Here is a 24,359-nt window from a genome sequence, read left to right as displayed (position 1 = left end):
TTATTATCATTCGAAAAAATAAATTTCGCAAATAAATCAATAGGATTTGTTGGAGAGGCTGCCCTTTTTTAGATTCTTTTTTAAAAACTTGTTGTTTTTATTCAAAAGAAAGCCTATTGTTTGTCGATCGACAACCAATTGAGTTTAGCTATGCAAACCATCAAAGGTCCAAGTATTCATCTCGCACAATTCAGTGATGATATTTTCCCATTTAATAATTTAGAGGGCATTGCCGCATGGGTTTCCGATAAAGGCTTTAAGGCCGTACAACTGCCAGCATGGGATAAGCGTTTATTTGATGTTAATTTAGCAGCCACAAGTCAAGATTATTGCGATGAAATACAAGGGATTTTACAAAATAATGGTTTAGAAATTAGTGAGTTGACAACGCATATTTTTGGCCAACTTATGGCTGTGCATCCAGCTTATGATGCTTTATGTGATGGTTTTGCACCTTCACATTTACATGGAAATTCAGTAGCTAGAACTCAATGGGCTGAACAACAAATGTTGGCTTCTGTGCAAGCATCTGCCCGTTTAGGTTTACAAGATATGGGAACTTTTTCAGGTTCACTGGCATGGCCTTATATCTTTCCTTTTCCTCAACGCCCCGCTGGACTTATTGAAACTGCTTTTGATGAACTTGCACGTCGTTGGATGCCGATCCTCAATGCTTGTGATGAACATAATGTCAATCTGTGCTACGAAATTCATCCTGGCGAAGACTTACATGATGGCATTTCCTTTGAAATGTTCTTAGAACGGACACAACACCATCCACGTTGTCAGATTCTTTTTGACCCGAGTCATTTTATGCTGCAACAACTGAACTATTTGGAATACATCGATATCTATAAAGATTTTATTCGGATGTTCCATGTTAAAGATGCTGAGTTTAACCCGACAGGTCGCCAAGGGATGTATGGGGGCTATCAAAATTGGGGAGATCGTGCAGGTCGATTCCGTTCTACTGGAGATGGTCAGGTTGATTTTAAAGCAATATTCTCAAAATTTGCACATAACGACTATCAGGGCTGGGCAACTTTGGAATGGGAATGTTGCTTAAAAAATAAAGAGGATGGTGCAAGTGAAGGTGCTGAGTTTATTCAACAGCATATTATCCATGTTACTGATAAAACCTTTGATGATTTTGCCGCAGCGCCTGTCAATCAATTGCAAATAAATCAACTTTTGGGTATCTAAGGCAGCGATTGGAATTTACTATGACAAGCATTACAACACATGAAAATTTAGTCGATCAATTTCAGCATCATTACATCCATATCGACAGTAAAAAACTTCATTATGTCTCTACAGGCCGTGGTCCTGTTGTATTACTTATCCCCGGTTGGCCACAAACATGGTACGCATGGCGAAATGTAATGAGCGTCTTGGCAGCCAACGGTTATCAGGCAATTGCTGTGGATCCACCGGGGACGGGATATTCTGTTCCGCTGAATGGAAGTTATGATACGGGGCGAATTGCGACAATTTTATCCAGCTTAATGTCAAAACTTGGACATGATACTTATTCAGTGATTGGTCACGATATCGGGATGTGGGTTGCTTATGCACTTGCAGCTGATTTTCCCCAATCTGTTACTTCTCTGGCTGTGACTGAAGCCGTTATTCCCGGATTGGCAACGCCACCGCCTATTTTTGTTTCAGCTGATGAAAATATTTTTCTATGGCATTTCATGTTTAATCAAGTGATGGACTTACCTGAAGCTTTGGTCAGTGGACGTGAAGAAACTTATCTTAATTATATTTTTGATAAGTGGTCGTGGCACAGAGATAAAGTCGCCGCTGCAACTTATATTGAGGCTTATAAAGTATCGGGACGTTTAACAGCAGGTTTTAATTACTATCGTTCAATCCCCGAAACCATTCATCAAAATAAAATCCGCGCAACTAAAAATCTAGAAATGCCTGTATTGGCGATTGGTGCAGAACAGGCAACCAATGATGCACCTTATGAAACCATGAAAAAAGTTGCACCACATTTAACCAGTGCAATTGTCAAAGATTGTGGTCATTTTATTATGGAGGAACAACCCGAAGCGTTTTGTTCCCTGATTTTAGAATTTCTACAACAGGAGCAATAAGATGTCTTTAGATCATCAAATTGCAGACTGGCTTAACGCTAGACCTGCTGCAACAACTGCAAACACACTTTGTGAATTAAGAGCGCAGGTAAATCAGGACATCATACAACAGCAAGGTATTGAGCAAGATCCCAGCTATCAATTCAGTTTTTGGGTCACAACTTCTGATCAAGCTCAAATCCAAGTTCGGGTATATACGCCCTATGCTTTGGTGCAGCTACAAAGCAACCCAGCTTTAGTATTTGCCCACGGTGGCGGATGGTGTTTGGGGAGTTTAGATGCATGGGATCGTTCATGTCGTTTACTGGCAGAATCAACACAGCATGTTATCTTTTCAGTGGATTATCGCCTAGCGCCTGAATTCAAATTTCCAGTACCGTTGACAGATTTTTTTACAGCACTTCGTTATATTCAAGAACAGGCTTTAAGTTTAGGTCTTGATCAAACTCGTATTGCTGTGGGCGGTGATAGTGCGGGCGCTAACCTTGCAGCGGCTGCATGCTTACTCGCTAAAGCGCATCCAGAAATCCAGATTAGTCAACAACTGCTGTTTTATCCAGCCTTAGATGCCACGATGCAGGGTAAATCCTATGAAACTTATGCGGATGGTTATGGCTTAACCACTGCAACAATGGCGTATTGTTGGGATCAATATTTAAATAGTGATTCTGACAAAACCAATGAGTTGGTGAGCCCCCTACTGGCACAGTCATTACAAGGCTTACCTGAGGCAACAATTTTTGTCTGTGAATATGATCCACTGCGCCATGATGGTGAACAATATGCTGAAAGATTGAGAGATGCTGGTGTCTCGGTGAAATTTGATTTTCTAGCAGGAATGATTCATGGTGCAATCCATATGACTGCAATCACAGAGAAAGCCAACGCTATATACGATAAGATTGATTTATAGGTGCTTTTGATCATCGTGAAAAAAGGAAATCGCGTGATTTCCTTTTTTGTTGCCTTTAAAAGTATCTGAATGTTTATAAAACAGAACTGATATACGCATTAAAGATATTAACCTAATTCAGCCAATATTTTATCTAGCGTTGCATTCTGTTGCTGCCATTTGGGCTGTTTATCTTTGTCGACAATTAAAGCGCGAACACCTTCAAGAATATCACCATGTTCAAACCAGATATCCTGTAAATTTCGTTCCAGCTGCATACATTGTTGTAATGACAATCCCCGTCCCAAGTATTGCAGTCTTAAACTGGTCTTTTTCGCCACCCAAGAACGTTGTTGCAAAGTGCTTAAGACTTTGCTTGCCCAGGCTTGATGCTGTTGGTCTTTTTCATTTTCAAGACTTTTTTCAATATCTTGCAAATTTTCAAAGCCAAAATGCTTACGAATGTTTTCGACCGATGCACTGAGTTCACTTTCTACAGGACGGGTAATGAATTTAGAAATTATCTGTTCAATATGGTCTTTGCTTAAATTGCTTGATTGGCTCAGCGCATCAAGTAAGGGATTAAACTGTTGGCTAGGAACATGATAATCAATCAAATCTAAATATAAGGCATCACTGCTACTGATCTGGTCGCCTGTGGTTGCCAGATAGACCCCAATATCATCTAAACGCGACAAGAAATGCGTTGCTGCAACATCAGGAAAGAAACCAATCGCTGTTTCAGGCATGGCAAAACGTGATTTTTCACTGCTAACAATAATATGACAGGCCTGCGCCAGACCAAAACCGCCACCTAAGACATAGCCATCTAACAATACCACAATCGGTTTTTTAGACGCGCGAATGCTATTCAACATGTCATATTCAGCAATAAAATAGCCTTTATGGCCATCTGTACCATTTTGATAACAATCATAAAGATAACGAATATCACCGCCTGCACAAAATGCTTTTGGGCTATTGGATTTGATCAGTATCGCTTGAATGCCAGCATCATTTTGCCAAGTTTCAACTTGAGTACGGATACCATTGATCATATCCAAAGTCAGTGCATTTAGGCTGGACACTCGATCTAAAGTAATTATACCCAGCGCTGCGTTCTGTTCGATGATTAAATGATTTTCAGTATTCATCCCATCTTCATCCTATTATTGATTTTTAAAGTTGGCTTGGCGTTTATCAACAAAGGCTTGCATGCCTTCTTTTTGATCCAAAGTAGCAAAAATTGAATGAAAGGTTCGTCGTTCAAAACGTAAACCTTCCGCCAAACTCACTTCAAAGGCACGATTAATTGATTCTTTGATCATCATTGTTGCCACCAATGATTTTTCAGCAATTTTTTCAGCAGCACTTAAAGTCTGGGATAAAAGCTCTTCGGGGCTAAACACACGGGCAACTAAACCACTCAGTTCTGCCTCAATTGCCCCCATTTGTCGAGCGGTTAAACACATTTCCATCGCTTTGGCTTTACCTATGGCAAGGGTTAAACGCTGCGTACCCCCAATGCCTGGAATCACGCCTAAAGTGACTTCAGGTAAGCCAAATTTGGCATTATCCGCACAGTAAATAAAATCACACATCAGTGCCAACTCACAACCACCACCCAAGGCATAACCACTGACAGCTGCGATTAAGGGTTTACGGCGTTGCGCAATTCGATCGGCAAGATTAAAAAAATCATCAAAATAAATATTGGGAAAGTTCAATCCCGCCATTTCTTTAATATCAGCACCTGCTGCAAAGGCTTTTTCTGAACCAGTCAGCACCATACAACTAATATCCTGATCTTTTTCTAAATCATCTAAAGCTAAATTTACTTCTTGGATTAATTTTGAATTTAATGCGTTTAAAGCCTTTGGGCGATTGAGTGTAATTAAGCCTACGCCTTTGTGTTTTTCCAGTAAAATGGTTTCAAATTGCATATTCATTTCCTTATCTGTTTTATCCTATCATCTGATACACAGCGATTAACTCTATTTATAAACTTCGCGCAATCACCAAACGCTGTATGTCACTGGTGCCTTCATAGATTTGACAAATACGTGCATCACGATAAATCCGTTCAATTGGAAAATCTTTTAAATAACCATAGCCGCCGAAGACCTGTAAAGCTGCTGAACAGACTCGCTCTGCCATCTCTGAGGAAAATAATTTTGCCATAGAGGCTTCATTGAGACAGGGCTTGCCTGCTTCTTTTAGGCGTGCAGCATGATGGACCAATTGACGAGCTGCTTCGATTTCTGTTGCCATACTGGCTAAACGAAAAGCGATTGCCTGATGTTCAAAAATCGGTTTTCCAAAAGTAATCCGTTCTTTGGCATATTTGCTGGCTTCTTCTAAGGCAGCACGTGCCAAACCCACCGCTTGCGCAGCAATACCAATACGACCACCTTCCAGATTAGACAGTGCTATTTTAAGCCCTTCACCTTCTTGACCTAACATTAAGCTTTTGTGTACACGCACATCAGTCAATGCAATTTGACAGGTATCTGAAGCATGCAATCCCAGTTTTTCTTCAGTCCGAATCACTTCATAGCCCGCAGTTTCCCGTGGCACAATAAAGGCACTGATACCTTTTTTACCAGCACTTGGATCGGTCACTGCAAATACAATAATTACACCAGCATTATTTCCTGAAGTAATAAATTGTTTTGCACCGTTAATAATCCAATCCTCACCATCTTTGACAGCTCGGGTTTTCAGTGCTGCTGCATCAGAACCAGTATGCGGTTCGGTCAATGCGAAAGCACCTATCATTTCACCTTGTGCCAAAGGCATTAAATATTTTTGTTTTTGCTCTTCACTACCAAATTTAGCAATCGGAACACAACCAACTGAATTATGTACACTCATGATAGTGGAGGTTGCACCATCTGCTGCCGCAATTTCTTCAAGTGCAAGAACATAGGCTAAGTTACCAGTATCTGAACCACCCCATTGCTCTGAAATCAGCATCCCCATAAATCCCAATTGCCCCATTTGTGACAAGGTCTCTTTGGGGAAAATGCTGTGTTTATCCCATTCCGCTGCATTTGGTTTAATTTGTTCTTGGGCGAAACTTTTCGCCATGTCCTGAATCAATAATTGTTCTTCAGTAAATTGCATTTCATATTCCTTAGCATCATTTAACATCCTACATTCGGCAAGTTTAGCTTGTGTAGGATGATCCTTACTCGCTTTATGCACTTAATTGTTGTTTAGCAATTTCTTGATTTCGTAGTAAAAAGCGTTGAATCTTGCCACTTGGGGTCTTGGGTAGTTCAGTAACAAATTCAACTTGTCTTGGATAAGCATGGGCAGACAGACGTTTTTTGACAAATTGCCCAAGTTGTTCAGCCAATTCCTCAGATGGTGTTTTATTTTCTGCCAAAATCACAAAAGCTTTAACGATTTCTGTTCGCTCTGGATCGGGGACTCCAACAACAGCAGCTTCAATCACTGCCTCATGTTCAAGTAATGCACTTTCTACATCAAAAGGTCCAATACGATATCCAGAGGTGGTAATCACATCATCACTACGTCCAACAAAGCTCATACTCCCATCTGCATGTAGTTCAGCAGTATCACCGGTCAAATAATAATTTTTGATAAATGGTGATTTACGACTTTCTTTATAACCACCAAACCACATCATCGGTGATTGACTGATATCTACCGCTAAAATTCCAGCGGTATCGGCAGGCAACTCATTGCCTTGATCATCTACCACAGCAACACGATAACCTGGGCTGGCAAAACCAGCAGCGCCTGCACGGACGTCGTGGCTTAAACCATGATGATTGCAAACCACCATGCCCACCTCTGTCTGTCCATAATGATCAAAAATAGGCGCATCAAGCACTTGTTTAAACCAACGAAAAACTTCAGGATTTAAAGGTTCACCAGCACTACTCACAACCCGGAATTTACCTTTTAGTTGTGCCATTTGAGTGGGATCCGCGGCCATCATCATCCGATATGCTGTAGGTGCACCTGCCAAATTATTAATTTTATAATCATCAATAATTTGACACAAACTGTCTATGCTAAAACCACCTTCATAAAACAAAGTGGCATGGCCTAACAATAATGGTCCTGTGATACCGTAATAAAGTCCATACGCCCAACCTGGATCAGCAATATTCCAAAATGCATCATCTGCGCGTAAGCCGATCGCATCTTTCATATAGTTGCCAAAAGCAATTAAGGCTTTGAGTGGAACTTCCAAAGGTTTTGCAGGCCCCGTGGTGCCCGAGGTAAACATCAGTAAAAATGGATCTTGAATGCTTTGCATGACCAGATCACATTGTTCAGCCTGTTGATTGAGTTCTTTCCAAAAATCTAAATCGCCTTGTTGTACAGCATGACCCTGTCGATCAGCGACAGTCATAATTTGTGGACACTGTGCAACTTCATCCAGTTTGCTACGATTGCCGATATCGGTCACAACCAATTTGCTTTTTGCCAGCTGAACTCGATGTTCAATCGCCTTTGGGCCAAATGCCGTAAATAGCGGTTGATAAACTGCACCAATTCGCCAAGCAGCGAGAATCACCACCAATAATTCGGGAGTTCTTGGTAATAAACCCGAAATACGATCACCTGCTTGAATACCCTGTGACTTTAAAAAATTGGCAAACTGACTCGACCATTTTTTCAGTTGAGCAAAGGTGTATTGTTCTTTACGGCCATCTTTAGCTTGCCAATATAGGGCAACTTTTTCGCGATCTGCTTCCGCATGTCGGTCACAACATTCATAACAGGCATTCAGTTGATCAACCGAACCTGAGAGCATTTCTTGAACCGCACCATCTAAATTAAATGTTTTAGCAACATCATGATAATTCAACATATTATATACTCCGGCCTGGATTTATTGTTATTCATGACACGAGTGAACCTATTGTTTTTTCACCACCCATGGGTGGTGAAATTGACTGTGCTTCGATTGATGATTAAGTTTCTTTAGGCAAATATTGCTGAATGATGCTGGAAAAATCGAGTTGAGCATTACCTTGCATACACAGTTGCTGATAAAGCTGCTGTACCAAACCACCTAAAAGCAAAGGTTGTTTGACTTGGCCTGCGGCTTCAACAGCCAAACCCAAATCTTTAAGCATCAGTTGAGAGGCAAAGCCATCACTATAACCACGTCCAGCAGGTGCATTAGCCGAAATACCCGGCCATGGGTTACACACTTCCGAGCTCCAGCAACGACCACTCGAACTATTGATTACGCCTGCCAACGCTTGTGCATCGATACCGAGTTTTGCCCCGAGCGCCATGCCTTCAGCCACTGCGGCCATTGAAATACCTAAAATGAGATTATTGCAAATTTTAGCAATTTGCCCTGCACCTACTTCACCACAGTGCACGATGTTCTTACCCATTGGTGCAAGCACAGATTTGACTTGTTCAAATGCTTTATCATCAGTTCCTACCATAAAGGTTAGCGTACCTGCTTGAGCCCCGATCGTGCCACCTGAAACAGGTGCATCACAAATTTGAATTCCTTGCTCTGCACCAATTGCAGCAATATCTTTAATAGTTTGTGGATCAATGGTACTGCTGTCGATACATAAGCTGCCTTGTTTAAGCACAGCAAGTACCCCATTTTCATCCAAATAGACCTCTTTAACATGCTTTGCGGCTGGCAGCATGGTAATTACCACATCTGCATTTGCTGCTGCTTTCTGTGGACTATTACAGGCAATTCCGCCTGCTTCGGTGAAATGTGCGATTGCAACATCACTTAAATCAAAGCCATAAACCGTCAAGCCTGCTTTGAGTAAATTATGGGCCATTTTACCGCCCATATTGCCTAAACCAATAAATGCAATATTCATCCTTGAACTCCTGTATTAGCGCAAGCTGATGGTGGTATTCACTTCACCTTTTTCTTGTGTGTCTTCAAACCAACGACTGGTAATGGTTTTGGTTTGAGTATAGAACTGTACTGCTTGTTTACCATAAGGCCCTAAGTCCCCTAATTTTGAACCTCTTGACCCAGTAAAGCTAAAGAATGGAACCGGCACAGGAATTGGAATATTGATCCCAACTTGACCGATATCAATGGTGCTTTGGAAAGTACGCGCAGTTGCACCACTTTGAGTAAATAAACCCACACCATTCCCGAACGGATTGGCATTGACCAATTCAATGGCTTGTTCAAGCGTATCAACATGAATAATGGCTAAAACAGGGCCAAAAATTTCTTCAGTATAGATACGCATATCGGTAGTAACTTGATTGAATATGGTTGCACCAACAAAATTGCCATTTTCGTAGCCTTGGACATGTACGCCTCGACCATCGAGTAAGAGTTGTGCACCTTGTTCAATACCACTATCAATCAAATCTATAACACGAGCTTTAGCACGTGGTGAGATCACGGGACCAATATCTGTTTGCGGTTCATGCCCAGCATTGACTTTGAGTGTTTTGGCTTTTTCAACCAATTCATCCACCCAGTTTTTAGTTTCACCGACCATGACAGCAACAGACAATGCCATACACCGTTGTCCAGCCGCACCAAATGCAGCACCAACTAAAGCATTTAAGGTTTGTTCTTTGTTGGCATCTGGCATCACCACGACATGGTTTTTTGCACCCATCATCGATTGCACACGTTTACCATGCTGACCCGCTAAGTTATAGACATGCGTGCCTACCGCTGTTGAACCTACAAATGAAATGGCTTTAATGTCTGGATGCGTACATAGACGATCTACCACTTGTTTGCCACCATGTACCACATTAAGTACACCAGCAGGTACACCTGCTTGTAATGCCAATTCTACCAGCATCATGGTCGATAATGGGTCTTGCTCAGACGGTTTAAGTACAAAGGTATTGCCGCAAACAATCGCCATTGGAAACATCCATAGTGGAATCATGGCAGGAAAATTAAACGGGGTAATTCCAGCACATACACCCAATGGTTGTTGCAAGGTATAAGTATCTACACTACGAGCTACACCTTCAGTATATTCACCCATTTGCAAGGTGCCAATCGAGCAAGCATGTTCAACCACCTCTAAGCCACGTTGGATATCACCTTCTGCATCAGCCAAGGTTTTACCTTGTTCTGCGGTCAAAACACGGGCGATATCTTTCATATTGTCACGAATCAAATCTTGCAGTTTCAGCATGATACGCATACGGGCTTGAATCGGTGTAAAACGCCAAGTTTTAAATGCTTCTTGTGCAGCATCAATTGCAGCATCAACTTCGTCTAGAGTTGCCATTGGGACACGACCAAGCACCTCTTGGGTCGCTGGATTTAGAATGTCTTGCCATTCAGTAGTATTTGATTCGGTAAATTTTCCATTAATTAATAATTTAGCCGTCGTCGAATGAATATTTGACATTGTGTTCATAACCTCTCCATAGGCAATATTTTTTGTTGTTACATTTTTAGAAAATAGCCAAAAGCAGTATTTTCATCAGTGCTGTTTCAAATCAAACTAACAAAGAAAATATAGATGACCAATAGAAATTAACGCACAATGAATGTGCAAATATGCACAAGGATGTCATACACAATGAAAGTCGATTGGGATCACCTACAGTTTTTTTTAGTTTTAGCGCGTGCCAAGACGTTAACCAATGCAGCTCGTATTATTGGGGTCGAACACAGTACCGTGTCTAGACGGATACAGGCGCTAGAATTAGCTTTAGGAACGCCGTTGTTTAGACGAGAAGCCACAGGCTATGAACTGACTATGGAAGGCTTGGCACTGGTGCCCCGTGTTGAGCAAATGGAACAAGCATTCTTGCAAATTGAAAAGCCCAACTTACCTTTACAAGGACATGTGCGAATTGGCACACCTGAGGGTTTTGGAACAGCATTTTTAGCCCAGCTATTGGCAGAACTGTCTAAACAATACCCTTTACTCACGATTGATCTTATCCCGGTTCCAAAAATGATTAAGCTGTCGCATCGTGAAGCTGATATTGTGATTTCCATTGATCGTCCTAAGTCAGGACCTTATATCATTACTCGTTTAACCGATTATTGTCTTAAAATTTATGGCAGTACAAGCTATTTAGAAAGTACCCAAGCGATTAAAAAACTTGAAGATTTAAAAAACTATCAGTTTGTAAACTATATTGACGATTTAATTTATAGCCCTGAACTGTATTGTTTAGAACGTCTGCCCTTACAGCTCAATGCAAATTTTAGAAGTAGCAGTATTTTGGCCCAACAAGTTGCTGTGAGTGCAGGTGCTGGATTGGCAATTTTGCCGAAGTTTTTGGCAGAAAATAAGCCAGAACTTAAACAGGTATTACAAGATGAAGTTCGTTTTATTCATACTTTTTGGATGCTAACTTTAGTCGATTTACAGCATGAACCACGTATAAAATTGGTTTGGGATTTTTTAAGAACACAAGCTGATAAATATCAAAACTTATTGATGGATTAAAGATTTTCGGTAGAATTTAAATTTATTTAAATTATTGATTTTATAAAATATTGCCTAAATGGTCTTCAAATTTTCCCTTAATATAAAGTCAGGAATATTGAAAATAATTAAGACCAGATAAAATTAGACTTCTATTGTTAACCTTAGAAGTCCTTAAACTCATATAAAATTATAAACGCTTAGTTTCACTCTCGCATTTTTCTGATGTTGAAGTTTGTTTAATAATATCGATGATGTTTGCAATGCAGTATATTGTATTCAATTGGACATGTTTATCGTCATAGCTCTTTGCATGTTCATAGCCATTGATAATAAAGGTTTCAATTGGACTACGCCCATCTGCACGAACATCTTGCCCAGACTGATAACATACCGTTCCATCTCCTTTTGAAGTGGGTTTAAGATCTAAATAAAATGTGGCTTTATTGGTTTTAGAAATTTTAGATTTTTCATCAAGCAAAATTTCTCTTACACCATCTTCTTTATAGGCGTTGTCTTGTAAATTATGAGTTTTCGAGCCTTTAATGCTTAAATCTGCATCATTTTCTGGAGGATTATTGGGATCAGCTTCTTTAATATCACTTCGATCTTTGATATCCGGGAACTGGATTAATTTTTTCTTGCCATATAAGCTCATTAATTCAATCAATTCATTTTCACTGCTAATATTTAACTCTTCTTTACAGCGCCACACCACCTGACCAAATGCTTTAAAACTATTGTCAGCAGCATAATTGGCATACGTATTGGGATGATAAGCATCTTTAATATGATCATGTAATTTTTTGACAATAACTAAAGTATCTCTATAAACATCAAAAATACTATCATATCCGTCTTTATCTACAGTTTTTGCAACCAATCCAGCAGGATCAATAAAATCAGGATTGATCATCGCCCACCAACAATCTTTTCTTTTATAAATATCATTATATGGGTCATTACTTTTTGGTAATGTGGCGGTAATTTCACCGCTAGGTGTTTTGGCTTTAATGACTAACCATGCTTTAGGATTTTTGGGAAAATCCACAGTATTGGAATAATTTGAGAAAGGTAATAGTTCTAATCCCCCAGGCGCATTTGCCAATATTGCGGTGAGACGTTCAGAAGTATTTCCAAACATAAATTTAGTTGCCCATGCAGCAGCACTTTTAAAGAGTCCTGTTGAAGCTTTCCAACCATCCCAGCCTACAGTGAGACGCTGATATACCGCTGGTGCTCCACTGGCAGGCATCGCACCATGTACCACACCGGCAATCTTATCTTTAACTTTTTCATTTTGAATCAAGGCACGAGTCACCAATCCCCCCATAGAGTGGCTGACAATAATAAATTTCTTAAATTTTGCGCTAGGAAATTCATTTTTAACTTGTGCCATAACTTCATTATTGAGTCGGTCCGCAACATGATCCGCTGACTTCATGTTGGTCTGTAACCAGTTATAGCCACAGGCAAACACTGGAAAAGCATAATCAGCCAATTGCTCATGCTTTTCTAAACCTAATAATTCAACTGTTTTTTCAGCAGACCAATTTTTAAGTATTTTTTCAGTTGCTTTATTGCCCGGATGGACAATTTTTTCCCATTCAGTTGTACCATTAAACTGGTCTTTTTTGTGCTCACTTAACTTTTTAAAGGGTTGATTAAGCTGACTTTCCATAAAAATCAATAAATCTGCATAACCAATGGTAATCACTGAGCCCCAACCGCGTGCCAAAGCCACGTCTTTGGTGATATGTGGAATTCGCTTTTTACTTATTTTTACATCGCCATCATAACCCACCTGAGTTGTTGCTGGATTCAAGGCAATTTGTCGTTCTCGTGCATCTCGTTTACTGTATTCAATAATGGTGGAAAGTGATATTCGAGGATACCAAACCTCTTTATCATCTGCGGTATCTTTAATATTTGAGCCCATAATGCCTGGAATAAAAATAATCGGCACGACATGTGTTACAGGTGCTGGGATTTCACACTCGGTATTAACACTATCCGGTGTGGTATGTGAAACATAGGAAACACTTCCAGATTTATAAAGCCTTTCATAGGCCTCATGACGATGTATATGATTTGACATTGTTATTCTCAGAATTTACGTATGGTTTTTAAAATCGACTCATAAAGTTTTAAGGCGTCATATTGTTGTAAACTACTACTCTGTGTAAGCGGAGATGAACGTGCTGTATCTACCTCAAAACTAATCAATGGATCTTGATTATTATTGGCGCTGCCCGTATGTTCCCATAGGGCGCTAATGCCATTTTTGCCTTTCATTTTTTCAACTGAGATCCATTCTTGCCCTGTTAAATGAGCCGTATTTTTTTCACCTTTACGAATATTGCCTTTATCAATTTGACGTTGGCTTTGCCCAACCTCTTTAAACTTTTTTTCTATCCGGGGAATCATTGCTAAGACATATTCATCATTTGTTTCTGCTTCAAAACGTAACACCACTGTTGGATAGTCCTTAAATCTAAAACCAAGCTTTTGGATACTATAGCGGTACTGTCTAGTTTCATCTTTAATAAAACCCTGATAAATACATTGTCCTATTTCTTTGGGAATCTCATGTTCATTACGATAGCGTAAGTTTTTCACTAAATTTTGAATCGCTTCATTACTTTTCTTGGTTCTTTCTGGGGAGTCACTATGTCCGCCTTCAATTAAAAATAACGTATTTTTATCAAGTACAAATCCAAAGACCGTAAAAGGATGCCCCTTATCTTTCGATTTTTTTCCTTTTATAATTTTAGAAATACGTCCATCAATTTTTTGTTCTTGAGGATCATCGGTGATAAACCAACCATCATCAGAATATTCTTTTCTCACTTTTTGAATAGCAGTATCAAAATCTTGACGTGTTGCTTTAGTTTGAGCCTTAATGGTAAAAGAATCATATTTATCATAACGTTCTAATGGATTCGCTTCAGCGGGGATATCAACCACATAGCGCCCAATGCAATAAGTTTTGGTTTTTTCTAAATTGATCATGTTATTTCCAGTATTTTTTATTTCTGATTTTGCAAATGCACATCCTGTATTGATCATACAAATAGTGAATAATAAACAAGAGCGTAATTTATTCATCGACATATCCTAATAATGTAATGACTGCTTTGGTCATAGCCAGTAACGTTACTTTCTCTGTTTTACCTTCGGAATCCGTAATACCTTCGATGGTTTTGCCATCTTCTGTTTTTATTTTATATTTCATATTTGGCATGGCTTTGCCTGCTTTATTACGTAACACAAAGCATTCACCATAATCCATTTGAAGTTTTGGCATGGCTGCTAAATCAGTAGTTAAAGTACTGCCTGGCATGGTTTTAATTTGCCCTGCTTTTAAGGATAGGGTGCCTGGGCAAACAATATCTATATTGCCATCTTCAATTTTAATGAAACCACCACCAGATGAGATCAATATTCCTTTACCACTTTCGACTTTGACAAAGTCATTAATCGCATAAATATGCATCAGTTCTTGTGAGGCGATTTTCATGCTGCTTGCTTGTGACTCAATTTCGACTGCACCTTGTCCAGCTTTGATTTTGATACCCGCTGCTTGAGCAAAGAGTGAAATTTTATCTAAAACATTTGCCAGAAAAGCTCGACCTGAAAAAATTTGAACATTACGTTCTGAAGTTATATCAATGTTTTCTTTGGCTTGGGCAATTATGCCTTTATCTGCATCGAAAATAAGTGAATCCTTTGCATCGATTGCAATATAAGGAGTTGAATCTGATTCATTCCAGTTTGGAAGCGCTATTTTTATGGCTTCTTGTAACTCCAATTCTGGCGCAGAAGTTTGGTGTTGTTTCGCTGCTTCCTGAATGGCTTGATTAGTTGCTAAGAATTTTTCGATATTATTTTGAAGATTGTCGCGATCAAGTTGGTTTCCAGCAGCATTACTCGCTATTTCTGTTGTAATTAATATTCCTTTAGGCGCACGTATTCCGCCCCAATCATCGGTCCTTAACTCAAACCCTTCACCACGGCCATCACTTTCTGCGGTTTCTTTGGGATGACTTAGATTGCCTAAATTTAGCTGTGTTGCACCGTGGCTAGATTGTAGCTGTGTACTCAGTTGCCCAGTGCTATCGTCAAATCTGAGTTGCCCAAAGCCTTCCCCCGAAATCTCTTTTGATCGAATACCACTCAGCTTTTTGGTCTCTGGCAGTTTACCTTTGATATCAAATTGGGTTGGACTTCGATGTCCTTCATGGATTCGACCTGTCACAAATGGACGATCAAGATTACCATCAAAAAAATCAATCACTACCGTCTCACCAGCACGAGGTAGAAATCTTGCACCATAACCTTCACCCGCCCATGGCGTGAGTACATCGACCCATGCAGAATCAGTATCAGTATCGTTTGAACCAGCACCTCCATCATGGACATGATCTTCAATTCGAGTAAACAGGAAACGAACTTTAATCCGCCCCCATTCATCCACATAGATTTCTTCACCATCACTGACCACTTTGGCACGTTGTACGTGAGCCGTTGGGCGATGTTTTAAAGGATCATATTCTGGAACGATATCAATGTTACGACGAACTAAGGTAAGCTCATTGGCTTGACGTTCTTGTTTACTGTCTTTATTGCTTTGCCAATGACTTAAAGTTAAGAGTTTTTCAACTTGATCTTGAATATCTTTGGGAAAGTTGTTCTGATGGTAAAAGTGCTTATTCAGTATAAGCAGTTCCTTATCACTTCCACGATGATTTCTGTCCAACTCTGGATGATCAGTCAATTGAAACCAATAGCCAACCTGTGTATCACGGACACTACTATGCGCGGTAAAGTATTTGGCTTGCAAAGCTTGATATTGATTCAGTTGTTTATTCAGTTTATCGAGTTGGCTATTTCCTGATGCTGTGGCTTGGTCTTCACCTTTAAGGTCACGGATCCATGCAGGAGAGATATTCCAAGCTTGTTCTAGACTTAGACTCTCATTGTCGCGTTGTGCGCTGTGTTTGTGTGAACTGAGGACGGAACCACTGGCGTCTTCTTGAGTTAAACTGTCTGCTTGCCAACGCTGGACGTGGATTGCTGTAGATTGTAATTGTCTCTTTGCGATAAAACTGGTGATACTGTCATACTGTTCCGTCACATTCGATCGATGATAACGAATGGTTCTACGCTCAAGGGCCTTAAATTGGGCATTGTCATCAATTAATCTTAGTTTCTGTGGTTCAATACTATGTCTATTACTAGAAACCAAGTAATTCGACTCATCAATCAGCCAGTTAATTGATTCTTCACGTAAAATTCGAGTAAGGTATTCATAATCAGATTCGTTTGATTGCATGGAGAATGGACGAACATCATAGTCTTTGGTTAAGCCACTGCTATCCAGTATTAAACTTGCTGCAAACAAGGCACTTTTGGATTGCCATTCTTTTACGATAATTTCACAAATTTCCACAACACGCTTATCCATGAACACGCGGCTATTACGTCTTTTATGCCATAAACTGGTTGGATCTTGCATGGTCAAGCGATAAAGGCTCAACGCACCATCGGATTGTCCCTGACTTGCACCTGTGATAATCTCTGTCGTTCTAAACAACCTGCCTGAATCTGTAACTTGGTCCACACTCACCTGACAACCAATGAATTGTTTTAATTCTATAAATGGATTTAAGGATAAACAGATCAGTTCTGCGGATAAGCCCTCGTTGACAGCATGATAGCCATCAATACGTTGCAACATGATCTGGGAATTGAGTTCAAAATTTGAAAACTGGACACTCATCGCACGTTTTTGAGTTCCGAAGCCAAACTTATCCAAGAAGATAGAAATATTATTCAACATTTTATTATTATAGCCTTACAATTGGTAAGTAAAACTTAACATAAAATTTAGTATGGCTCAAATTTACTGGATTATTGTTGTGTTCCAAATTCAATATTCATAGAGAGATATAAATTTAAATTATTGATATTATTTTTAAAAATAAAAACCCAAGACGAATCTTGGGTTTTTCACTTAAGTTATTAATAATATGCGTTTAACTTGCTAAGCCAACAGCTTTAGCACGTGCCTTATGTAATTTCTTATAGCTGTCAATAAGTCTTAAATGACGATCAAGCCCTTCAAGCTGCATACTGGTTTCAGTCAAACCATAAAAACGCATACTGCCGTCTAGAGAACCAATAACTGCATCCATTCGTTCATCACCAAACATACGACGGAAATTCGCTTCATAGTCATCTAAATCCATGTCGTCATCTAGTTCAACTTCAAGCATTACATTCATACACTGGTAGAACAAGCCGCGTTCTACAGTATTGGTATTGTATTGCAGGAATTGTTCAACTAAATCTTTGGCTTCTTCAAACTGTTGTAAAGCAAGATAAATCAACAGTTTTAACTCAAGGATGGTCAGTTGTCCCCACACAGTATTATCATCAAATTCAATCCCAATTAAAGTCACGATATCGGTGTAATCATCCACTTCAACCTCTTCAAGACGTTCAACTAAAGCTTCTAGTTGCTCATCATCTAAACGATGAAGATTTAAGATATCTTCACGGAATAACAATGCTTTGTTGGTATTGTCCCAAATTAAATCTTCAACCAAATAAATTTCAGAATAATCAGGCACAATGATACGGCAAGCTGTCGCGCCTAAGTGCTCATAGACAGCCATATAGACTTCCTTGCCCATTTCCTCAAGAATGTTCAACATGGTCTTTACTTCTTCAGCATTGGCATTTTCACCCGCACTGCTAAAATCCCACTCAACAAAGTCATGATCTGATTTTGCACTAAAGAAACGCCAAGACACCACACCACTTGAATCGATAAAATGTTCAACAAAATTATTCGGTTCAGTCACCGCATTACTGCTAAAGGTTGGTTTTGGTAAATCATTTAAACCTTCAAAACTACGACCTTGTAACAATTCAGTTAAGCTACGCTCTAAAGCAACTTCAAGCTTAGGGTGTGCACCAAACGATGCAAATACGCCACCTGTACGTGGGTTCATCAACGTGACACACATCACTGGAAATTCACCACCCAACGATGCATCTTTAACCAAGACTGGAAAGCCCTGTTCTTCTAGGCCTTTAATGCCCTCAACAATACGCGGGTATTTTGCTAAAACGTCTTCAGGTACATCTGGAAGTGCAATTTCTCCCTCTAAAATTTCACGTTTAACCGCACGTTCAAAAATTTCAGATAAACACTGTACTTGAGCTTCGGCTAAGGTGTTTCCTGCACTCATACCATTGCTTAGATATAAGTTTTCAATCAAATTTGATGGGAAATATACAACTTCTTGATCTGATTGGCGTACAAACGGTAATGAACAAATCCCACGCTCAGTATTACCAGAGTTGGTGTCATACAAATGCGTACCTAACAATTCATTGTCTGGGTTATATACCTCTAATGTATATTCATCCAGTATTTCTTTAGGTAGCGCTCCATTTGGTCCTGGTTTAAACCATTTTTCATCTGGATAATGTACAAACTCAGCATTGGCAATGTCTTGACCCCAAAACTGGTCGTTGTAGAAGAAATTACAATTTAAACGCTCAATGAACTCGCCTAATGCCGAAGCCAAAGCGCTTTCTTTGGTTGAACCTTTACCATTGGTAAAACACATTGGAGATTGCGCATCACGAATATGTAATGACCATACATTTGGAACAATATTTCGCCATGAGGCAATTTCTATTTTCATTCCCAAACCTGCCAGAATCTCTGACATATTGGCAATAGTTTGCTCTAAAGGCAGATCTTTACCTTCAATATAAGTTGAGCTTTCTTGTGCTAAGTTGGGCATGAGCAATGCTTGTGCATCGGCATCAATACTTTCAACTTCTTCAATAACAAATTCAGGACCTGTTTGGATGACTTTTTTAACAGTACAACGGTCGATCGAACGCAAAATACCTTGACGATCTTTATCCGAAATATCCGCAGGCAGCTCAACCTGAATTTTAAAAATTTGTTTATAGCGGTTTTCAGGATCGACAATATTGTTTTGCGATAAACGAATATTATCTGTTGGGATATCACGAGCTGCACAATACACTTTTACAAAGTAAGCAGCACACAAAGCAGATGATGCAAGAAAATAATCAAAAGGACCCGGCGCAGAGCCATCACCTTTATAGCGAATGGGTTGATCAGCAATTACTGTAAAGTCATCGAACTTGGCTTCTTGTCGAAGATTGTCGAGGTAATTGACTTTGATTTCCATGTGGGCACCTAAATATTCTTATGTGTTGGCATGGACACATAAAATTTAAATATTGAAAAATAAGCCGAATCACGGAGAAGAAATTGACTTAAAACGAACCAACCTCAACTGAGGTCAGTAATAATGGACGCTATTATAGAATTATTTTACACAATTGATAACTTTAGAATGGAAAGATTGAAAATACTTTAAACAAAAGCCATTTCTAGAAATGGCTTTGTTGATTAAAAATTTTTACAGCCGCGCTTAAAGCACTGGAATGATCGAAGGAAGCATGTCATGAATGGTCTTACCATTGCAGGTATCGCCAATCGCAGACATTTTCCATGCACCATTGTGGCGATAGACTTTAGCGATAATCAAAGCAGTATAATTACCTTTTGCTGAAAGGTTATATTTTGCGATTTCAGTATTGGTATTTGAGTCAACTAAACGACAAAAGGCATTTTCAACTTTTTCAAAAGTTTGACCACGGAAACTACTAATTGTAAAAACCAGTGCTTTGACTTGCGGTGGAATTTTGGTTAGATCAACATGGATCACTTCATCATCGCCATCACCAGCACCTGTCCGATTATCCCCTGAATGCCAAATACTGCCATCCTTACTTTTTAATTGACCGAACCATACTGCATCAAGCGGTTGATTGTTTTCATCAAAAATAATGACAGACGCATCAAGGTCGATTGAATCACCACCACCGCCACCAAAAAGGCCACTTAAAAATCCGCCACTCTTAGCCACATCCCAGCCTGCACCAAGATAAATTTTGGTCAAAGATGAACCATCACCTTTTTCTAAAGAGATTTTTTGACCTTTTACTAAACTAATACTCATGTGTTTCCCTCATAGATTTAATTGTTTCTATTTAAATTTAAAGCTGAAGATAACCAGGTGAGGTAACTCTTGCGATTTCGGGAACAAATAATGACTTTGCCATTGCCTCTAAACTTAAGCACCATACCTTCACCACTGGTAAAACTGTTTAAAAGATTTCCAACAATTCCGCGGTTTTGTGAACTTGGCATACCAATGTTGTAACTTAAAGACGAATCCCATGCCACAACATGACCATTATCAATGGTGGTTTCTCCATTCTGAGTGCTTACATCAACTTCCATTAAGGTGCCACAACCAGAAATACACAATTGACCTTGTCCAGATGATTCCATCACCACAAAACCACCCGTATCACCAAAGAAACCACCACCTAAATTTGCTTGAATCTTGGCTTTGACATTGACATGTTCTGTTGCTGCAACAAAAGCCCCATCAGATAAAGTGTATTGCTGAGGGCCAATGTTAAGAATTTGCATATCACCATCTATGTTTGGAGAAAGTAGACACTGTCCATGACCAAATGATGCTTTGATTTCTTGCTGAAACAGCGATTCACCTGTGGTAAATCTACGCATAAATGATTGAAATAAGCCGCCACGTAAATTCCCTGCCAATTCTAAATTTTGTTCAATCATGACCATTGCATCAGATTCACAAAATATTTTTTCTCCCTGTACCAAATCGACCAATAGAAATGGTTCTGGGCTGCCTACAAGTTCAAATTTAGCCATCGATTGTCCTCACTTTATCGAATAATGTTTTTATTTTTCGCTTCTTTTAACCACAGTGGAAATTCCTGAAGCAGCGCATCATACAGTTGTGCTTCAGGCATACTTTGAATATTGCTCATTTCAAAAAAATTGCAATTATCTACTACTCGCCCATCCATGGTATCGAGTTGTTCCAACACACCATAGTTACGGCCGCCGATACCCACGAACTGCCAAAAAATAGGAAAACTGGATGCATTTTTAAGAATATTTTTAATCTTTTTACTTTCACTGACCCCGCCATCTGAAACAAATACCACGTATACGGGTAAATGAGATGGATTTTCTTGGGTGAAATACTGGATCACGGCTTCAAGTACAGCGGGTTCATTATTATAACGTGCACCCGCTTTCCACTTTGGATGACCGCCTTGATCTGTATTGACAAAATTTTCTAAGTTGTTCAAGGTTACATCGCTTAAACGCAAGGATTTTTCTGCAAATGCCCAGCACTCAAAACTACCATCATCATCAAAATTGACTGCCAATGGCATAATTCGGTCGAGTACTTTTTGCACATCACCTTTTATATATTGTTGGTGCATTGAACCAGAATAATCGAGCACCAAAGCTACGCGAGCTTTTACATCGAGTAAATTATTTTTTTCTAAACTGATCAAAGACTTTTTAGTAATATCTACCAAGTGTGGTGCTGCATTTTGGATTTTATCCAATACCACTTTCTTTTTCAGATCAATCGTAGATGCGCTATTGCTTATCGATGGGTTTGCTGTTGATGGAGTAGCTGTTGCACTTTCTTCAACTTCTCCCCCAAAGTGCTCAACTAAAGCCTTTAAGCCACCATTAAAACCTTGACCAATTGCAGCGATACGCCAAGCATCACTTTTAAAGTAAATCTCAGTCAGCATCACAGCTTTTTCTTGGCTAAAATTAGAACCATTTAAAACATAACTGGCAACAACCTGACCCTGTTGATTAGATAACTCAACCTGAATCGATTGTATATTTTGGATTTGAGACTGTTCATTGGCTAAGGTTGCACAAATAACAAAACGTGACGTTCGTGTTGCATCTATCTTGTTTAAATCAAAGGTAAAATTATGTATGTTGCCTTGAAGCTGATATTGAACTTCGCCTTTCGGAGTCTGTGGCTGATTATAGAAAGTCATATAATCATCATGGAAAAGTTTATCGTTTGGCGCAATACCAAAACTAGAAATATCGATTTCAAAAGGTGCTTGAACTTGTACACGTACTTTAAACTGTGTCTCTGTCTGCAACAATTGGTGAAGTGCCATTTTTTGGCCAGTGATGAATTGCATTGTTGTTCTCTATTTAGTACTTGAAAATAATTTTTACTGTGTCCATAAATGAACCGATTTAAACCGAATCACTTTCAAGTACTAAAAGATAAATCTTTTAGTACTGATTTTGAAAATTAAACTGCAACACCATAACTTGCAGCCAAAGCGCCTAAGCCGCCGTTAAAACCTTGACCAACTGCTTTGAATTTCCACTCACCGCTATGACGGTATAATTCACCAAAGATCATCGCAACTTCTGTACTACCGTCTTCAGATAAGTCAAAACGAGCAAGTTCTTCTGCATTGCTATCTTTATTGATTACACGGATATAGGCTTTGTCGACCATACCGAAGTTTTGACCATTTTGTTGGCCTTCATGAATGGTTACAGCAAATACAATTTTAGCCACATCTGCTGGAACTTTAGATAAATCAACTGAAATTGTTTCGTCATCACCATCACCGTCACCTGTACGGTTATCACCGTTATGGTTGACAGAACCACAAGGAGAAGTTTTTTGGTTAAAGAAGATGAAGTCGCCATCTAAACGAACTTTGCCATTTTCACCAGTCAGAAAAGCAACAGCATCCAAGTCAAATGCTTTACCATCTGTCACACGAGGATTCCAGCCTAAACCTAAGTCTACTTTATTCATTGTAGGCGCTGTTTTAGACAGATTGATGTTACCGCCTTTTGATAAATTAATAGCCATTTTTAGTTTCCTTTGTCAGTTGTTGTTTCAAGAGATTGTTTTTTACTATAAGAAATTGATGAGATCACTGCCCAAACAATAAACGCGACACCAATCAGGCCTGTTACGACTTCAGGTACATGTAAGCCTGTACCACTTGCAAGCATGATGAATGCAAGTGCACCAATCGCATAATGCGCGCCATGTTCTAAATAAACATAAGCATCAAGTGTACCTTTTTCTACTAGGTAAACCGTCATCGAACGCACGAAGATTGCACCGATTGCCAAGCCCAGCATAATAATTACCACATCACTGGTAATTGCAAAAGCACCGATTACACCATCGAAACTAAAAGACGCATCAAGTACTTCAAGATACAAGAAGCCACCGATACCGCCTTTGATAATTGTACCTGTTACAGGTGCACCATTATTTGAACTGCTTTGTTCAGTCGCTGGTTCTTGCTCATCATCATGTGAACCGCCTTCAAGCAAGTGTCCGATCACCTGAACACCGACATAAACCACAATTCCCCAGATCCCTGCCATAGTTACAACAAGGCGAGAAGATTCAGGTACAAAATTAGCCATAACCAATAATGCACATAATGAAATAAACACTGAAATCGCTTGAATATTGCCTAGATCAGCGAGTTTTGACTCCAACCAATGGAACCAATGCTCATCTTTTTCATCATCAAATAAGAAGTTAAGGAACACCAAAAGTAAGAACATACCACCAAATGCTGCAATTTCAGCATGATGTGCCATGAGTTTTTCAGAGTAGGTTTTCGGATCGTTCAACGCGAGTTTTGCGACTTCTATCATCCCCATGTCTGCAGTGACGCCAACAATGAGTAATGGAAAGATTAAACGCATACCAAATACAGCGATAACAATACCGACTGTCAAAAATAAGGTTCGCCAGAAATGATTCCAGTGCTTAAGTACTGAAGCATTTACCACAGCATTATCAAATGATAAAGAAACTTCCATTACTGCAAGAATTGCAGTAATTGCCAATGCCTTGAACATGGTCATTAAGCCGGCTTGGGGTCCATGTGTAAAACCCCAATACGCTGAAATTGCTAAACAAATGATGGTAAAAAGAATCGAAAAGCGAAAATGTTTCATCCATTGAACTC

The 24,359-nt window shown here is 39.4% G+C and carries 19 protein-coding genes; 4 read left to right on the top strand and 15 right to left on the bottom strand.

Annotation, left to right across the window (positions count from 1 at the left end):
- The first annotated feature begins 150 nt into the window (after positions 1–150).
- Genes ACQ7EO_RS10855 through ACQ7EO_RS10845 form a run of 3 tightly spaced genes read left to right on the top strand, consistent with a single transcriptional unit; the run spans position 151 to position 3,018 of the window.
- The gene (locus tag ACQ7EO_RS10855) at positions 151–1,203 is read left to right on the top strand and encodes a sugar phosphate isomerase/epimerase family protein (RefSeq protein WP_434277252.1); all 1,053 of its coding nucleotides are present in this window, start codon (positions 151–153) and stop codon (positions 1,201–1,203) included.
- Positions 1,204–1,223: 20 nt separating this feature from the next.
- Positions 1,224–2,105, top strand: coding sequence for an alpha/beta fold hydrolase (locus tag ACQ7EO_RS10850; RefSeq protein ID WP_434277251.1), 882 nt, complete (start codon positions 1,224–1,226; stop codon positions 2,103–2,105).
- A gap of 1 nt (position 2,106) precedes the next feature.
- Positions 2,107–3,018: an alpha/beta hydrolase gene (locus tag ACQ7EO_RS10845; RefSeq protein WP_434277250.1), complete on the top strand. Its 912-nt coding sequence runs from the start codon at positions 2,107–2,109 to the stop codon at positions 3,016–3,018.
- A 107-nt stretch (positions 3,019–3,125) separates the two neighbouring features.
- Here ACQ7EO_RS10845 and ACQ7EO_RS10840 read toward each other — a convergent pair whose 3' ends face one another.
- The 6 genes from ACQ7EO_RS10840 to ACQ7EO_RS10815 form a co-directional block, all read right to left on the bottom strand.
- A complete protein-coding gene (locus ACQ7EO_RS10840; RefSeq protein ID WP_434277249.1) occupies positions 3,126–4,151 on the bottom strand; it encodes an enoyl-CoA hydratase/isomerase family protein in 1,026 nt (341 codons plus the stop codon).
- Positions 4,152–4,166: 15 nt separating this feature from the next.
- A complete protein-coding gene (locus ACQ7EO_RS10835) occupies positions 4,167–4,940 on the bottom strand; it encodes an enoyl-CoA hydratase (RefSeq protein WP_434277248.1) in 774 nt (257 codons plus the stop codon).
- A 55-nt stretch (positions 4,941–4,995) separates the two neighbouring features.
- Entirely contained in the window at positions 4,996–6,123 is a 1,128-nt protein-coding gene (locus ACQ7EO_RS10830) for an acyl-CoA dehydrogenase family protein (protein WP_419301698.1), read from the bottom strand.
- A gap of 73 nt (positions 6,124–6,196) precedes the next feature.
- Entirely contained in the window at positions 6,197–7,849 is a 1,653-nt protein-coding gene (locus tag ACQ7EO_RS10825; protein WP_434277247.1) for an AMP-binding protein, read from the bottom strand.
- Between the two features lie 103 nt (positions 7,850–7,952).
- The gene (gene mmsB / locus ACQ7EO_RS10820; protein WP_434277246.1) at positions 7,953–8,843 is read right to left on the bottom strand and encodes a 3-hydroxyisobutyrate dehydrogenase; all 891 of its coding nucleotides are present in this window, start codon (positions 8,841–8,843) and stop codon (positions 7,953–7,955) included.
- 15 nt (positions 8,844–8,858) lie between these two features.
- Positions 8,859–10,376, bottom strand: coding sequence for a CoA-acylating methylmalonate-semialdehyde dehydrogenase (locus ACQ7EO_RS10815; protein ID WP_434277245.1), 1,518 nt, complete (start codon positions 10,374–10,376; stop codon positions 8,859–8,861).
- 165 nt (positions 10,377–10,541) lie between these two features.
- Here ACQ7EO_RS10815 and ACQ7EO_RS10810 point away from each other — a divergent pair, with 165 nt between their 5' ends.
- Complete coding sequence (locus ACQ7EO_RS10810) at positions 10,542–11,423, top strand: LysR family transcriptional regulator (protein ID WP_434277244.1); 882 nt, start codon at positions 10,542–10,544, stop codon at positions 11,421–11,423.
- Between the two features lie 169 nt (positions 11,424–11,592).
- On the opposite strand, the gene ACQ7EO_RS10805 is transcribed toward ACQ7EO_RS10810, so the two are convergent.
- From ACQ7EO_RS10805 to ACQ7EO_RS10765, 9 genes are all read right to left on the bottom strand, one after another.
- A complete protein-coding gene (locus ACQ7EO_RS10805; RefSeq protein WP_434277242.1) occupies positions 11,593–13,500 on the bottom strand; it encodes a lipase family alpha/beta hydrolase in 1,908 nt (635 codons plus the stop codon).
- Positions 13,501–13,508: 8 nt separating this feature from the next.
- Positions 13,509–14,510 carry a T6SS immunity protein Tli4 family protein gene (locus tag ACQ7EO_RS10800; RefSeq protein WP_434277240.1) on the bottom strand — a complete coding sequence of 334 codons (1,002 nt, stop codon included), beginning with the start codon at positions 14,508–14,510 and terminating at the stop codon, positions 13,509–13,511.
- Positions 14,503–17,244 carry a type VI secretion system Vgr family protein gene (locus ACQ7EO_RS10795; protein ID WP_434277238.1) on the bottom strand — a complete coding sequence of 914 codons (2,742 nt, stop codon included), beginning with the start codon at positions 17,242–17,244 and terminating at the stop codon, positions 14,503–14,505. Before ACQ7EO_RS10795 ends, ACQ7EO_RS10800 begins: the two co-directional genes overlap by 8 nt.
- 196 nt (positions 17,245–17,440) lie before the next feature.
- Positions 17,441–19,645, bottom strand: a complete 2,205-nt coding sequence (locus ACQ7EO_RS10790) for an OsmC domain/YcaO domain-containing protein (protein WP_151801420.1) — start codon at positions 19,643–19,645, stop codon at positions 17,441–17,443.
- A 246-nt stretch (positions 19,646–19,891) separates the two neighbouring features.
- Positions 19,892–20,482 carry a TerD family protein gene (locus ACQ7EO_RS10785; protein WP_434279580.1) on the bottom strand — a complete coding sequence of 197 codons (591 nt, stop codon included), beginning with the start codon at positions 20,480–20,482 and terminating at the stop codon, positions 19,892–19,894.
- 17 nt (positions 20,483–20,499) lie between these two features.
- Positions 20,500–21,216, bottom strand: a complete 717-nt coding sequence (locus ACQ7EO_RS10780; protein ID WP_004720370.1) for a TIGR00266 family protein — start codon at positions 21,214–21,216, stop codon at positions 20,500–20,502.
- A 14-nt stretch (positions 21,217–21,230) separates the two neighbouring features.
- A complete protein-coding gene (locus ACQ7EO_RS10775) occupies positions 21,231–22,538 on the bottom strand; it encodes a vWA domain-containing protein (RefSeq protein ID WP_034613113.1) in 1,308 nt (435 codons plus the stop codon).
- A gap of 116 nt (positions 22,539–22,654) precedes the next feature.
- Positions 22,655–23,233, bottom strand: coding sequence for a TerD family protein (locus tag ACQ7EO_RS10770; RefSeq protein ID WP_004821595.1), 579 nt, complete (start codon positions 23,231–23,233; stop codon positions 22,655–22,657).
- 2 nt (positions 23,234–23,235) lie between these two features.
- Positions 23,236–24,348 carry a DUF475 domain-containing protein gene (locus tag ACQ7EO_RS10765; RefSeq protein WP_434279579.1) on the bottom strand — a complete coding sequence of 371 codons (1,113 nt, stop codon included), beginning with the start codon at positions 24,346–24,348 and terminating at the stop codon, positions 23,236–23,238.
- Between the last annotated feature and the right edge of the window lie 11 nt (positions 24,349–24,359).

This window comes from Acinetobacter sp. CE-15, assembly GCF_051059255.1.
In the GTDB taxonomy this organism is placed as follows: Bacteria; Pseudomonadota; Gammaproteobacteria; order Pseudomonadales; family Moraxellaceae; genus Acinetobacter; species Acinetobacter guillouiae.
Note: the sequence above shows the minus strand (reverse complement) of the source record. Positions and strands in the feature narration are given on the sequence as shown.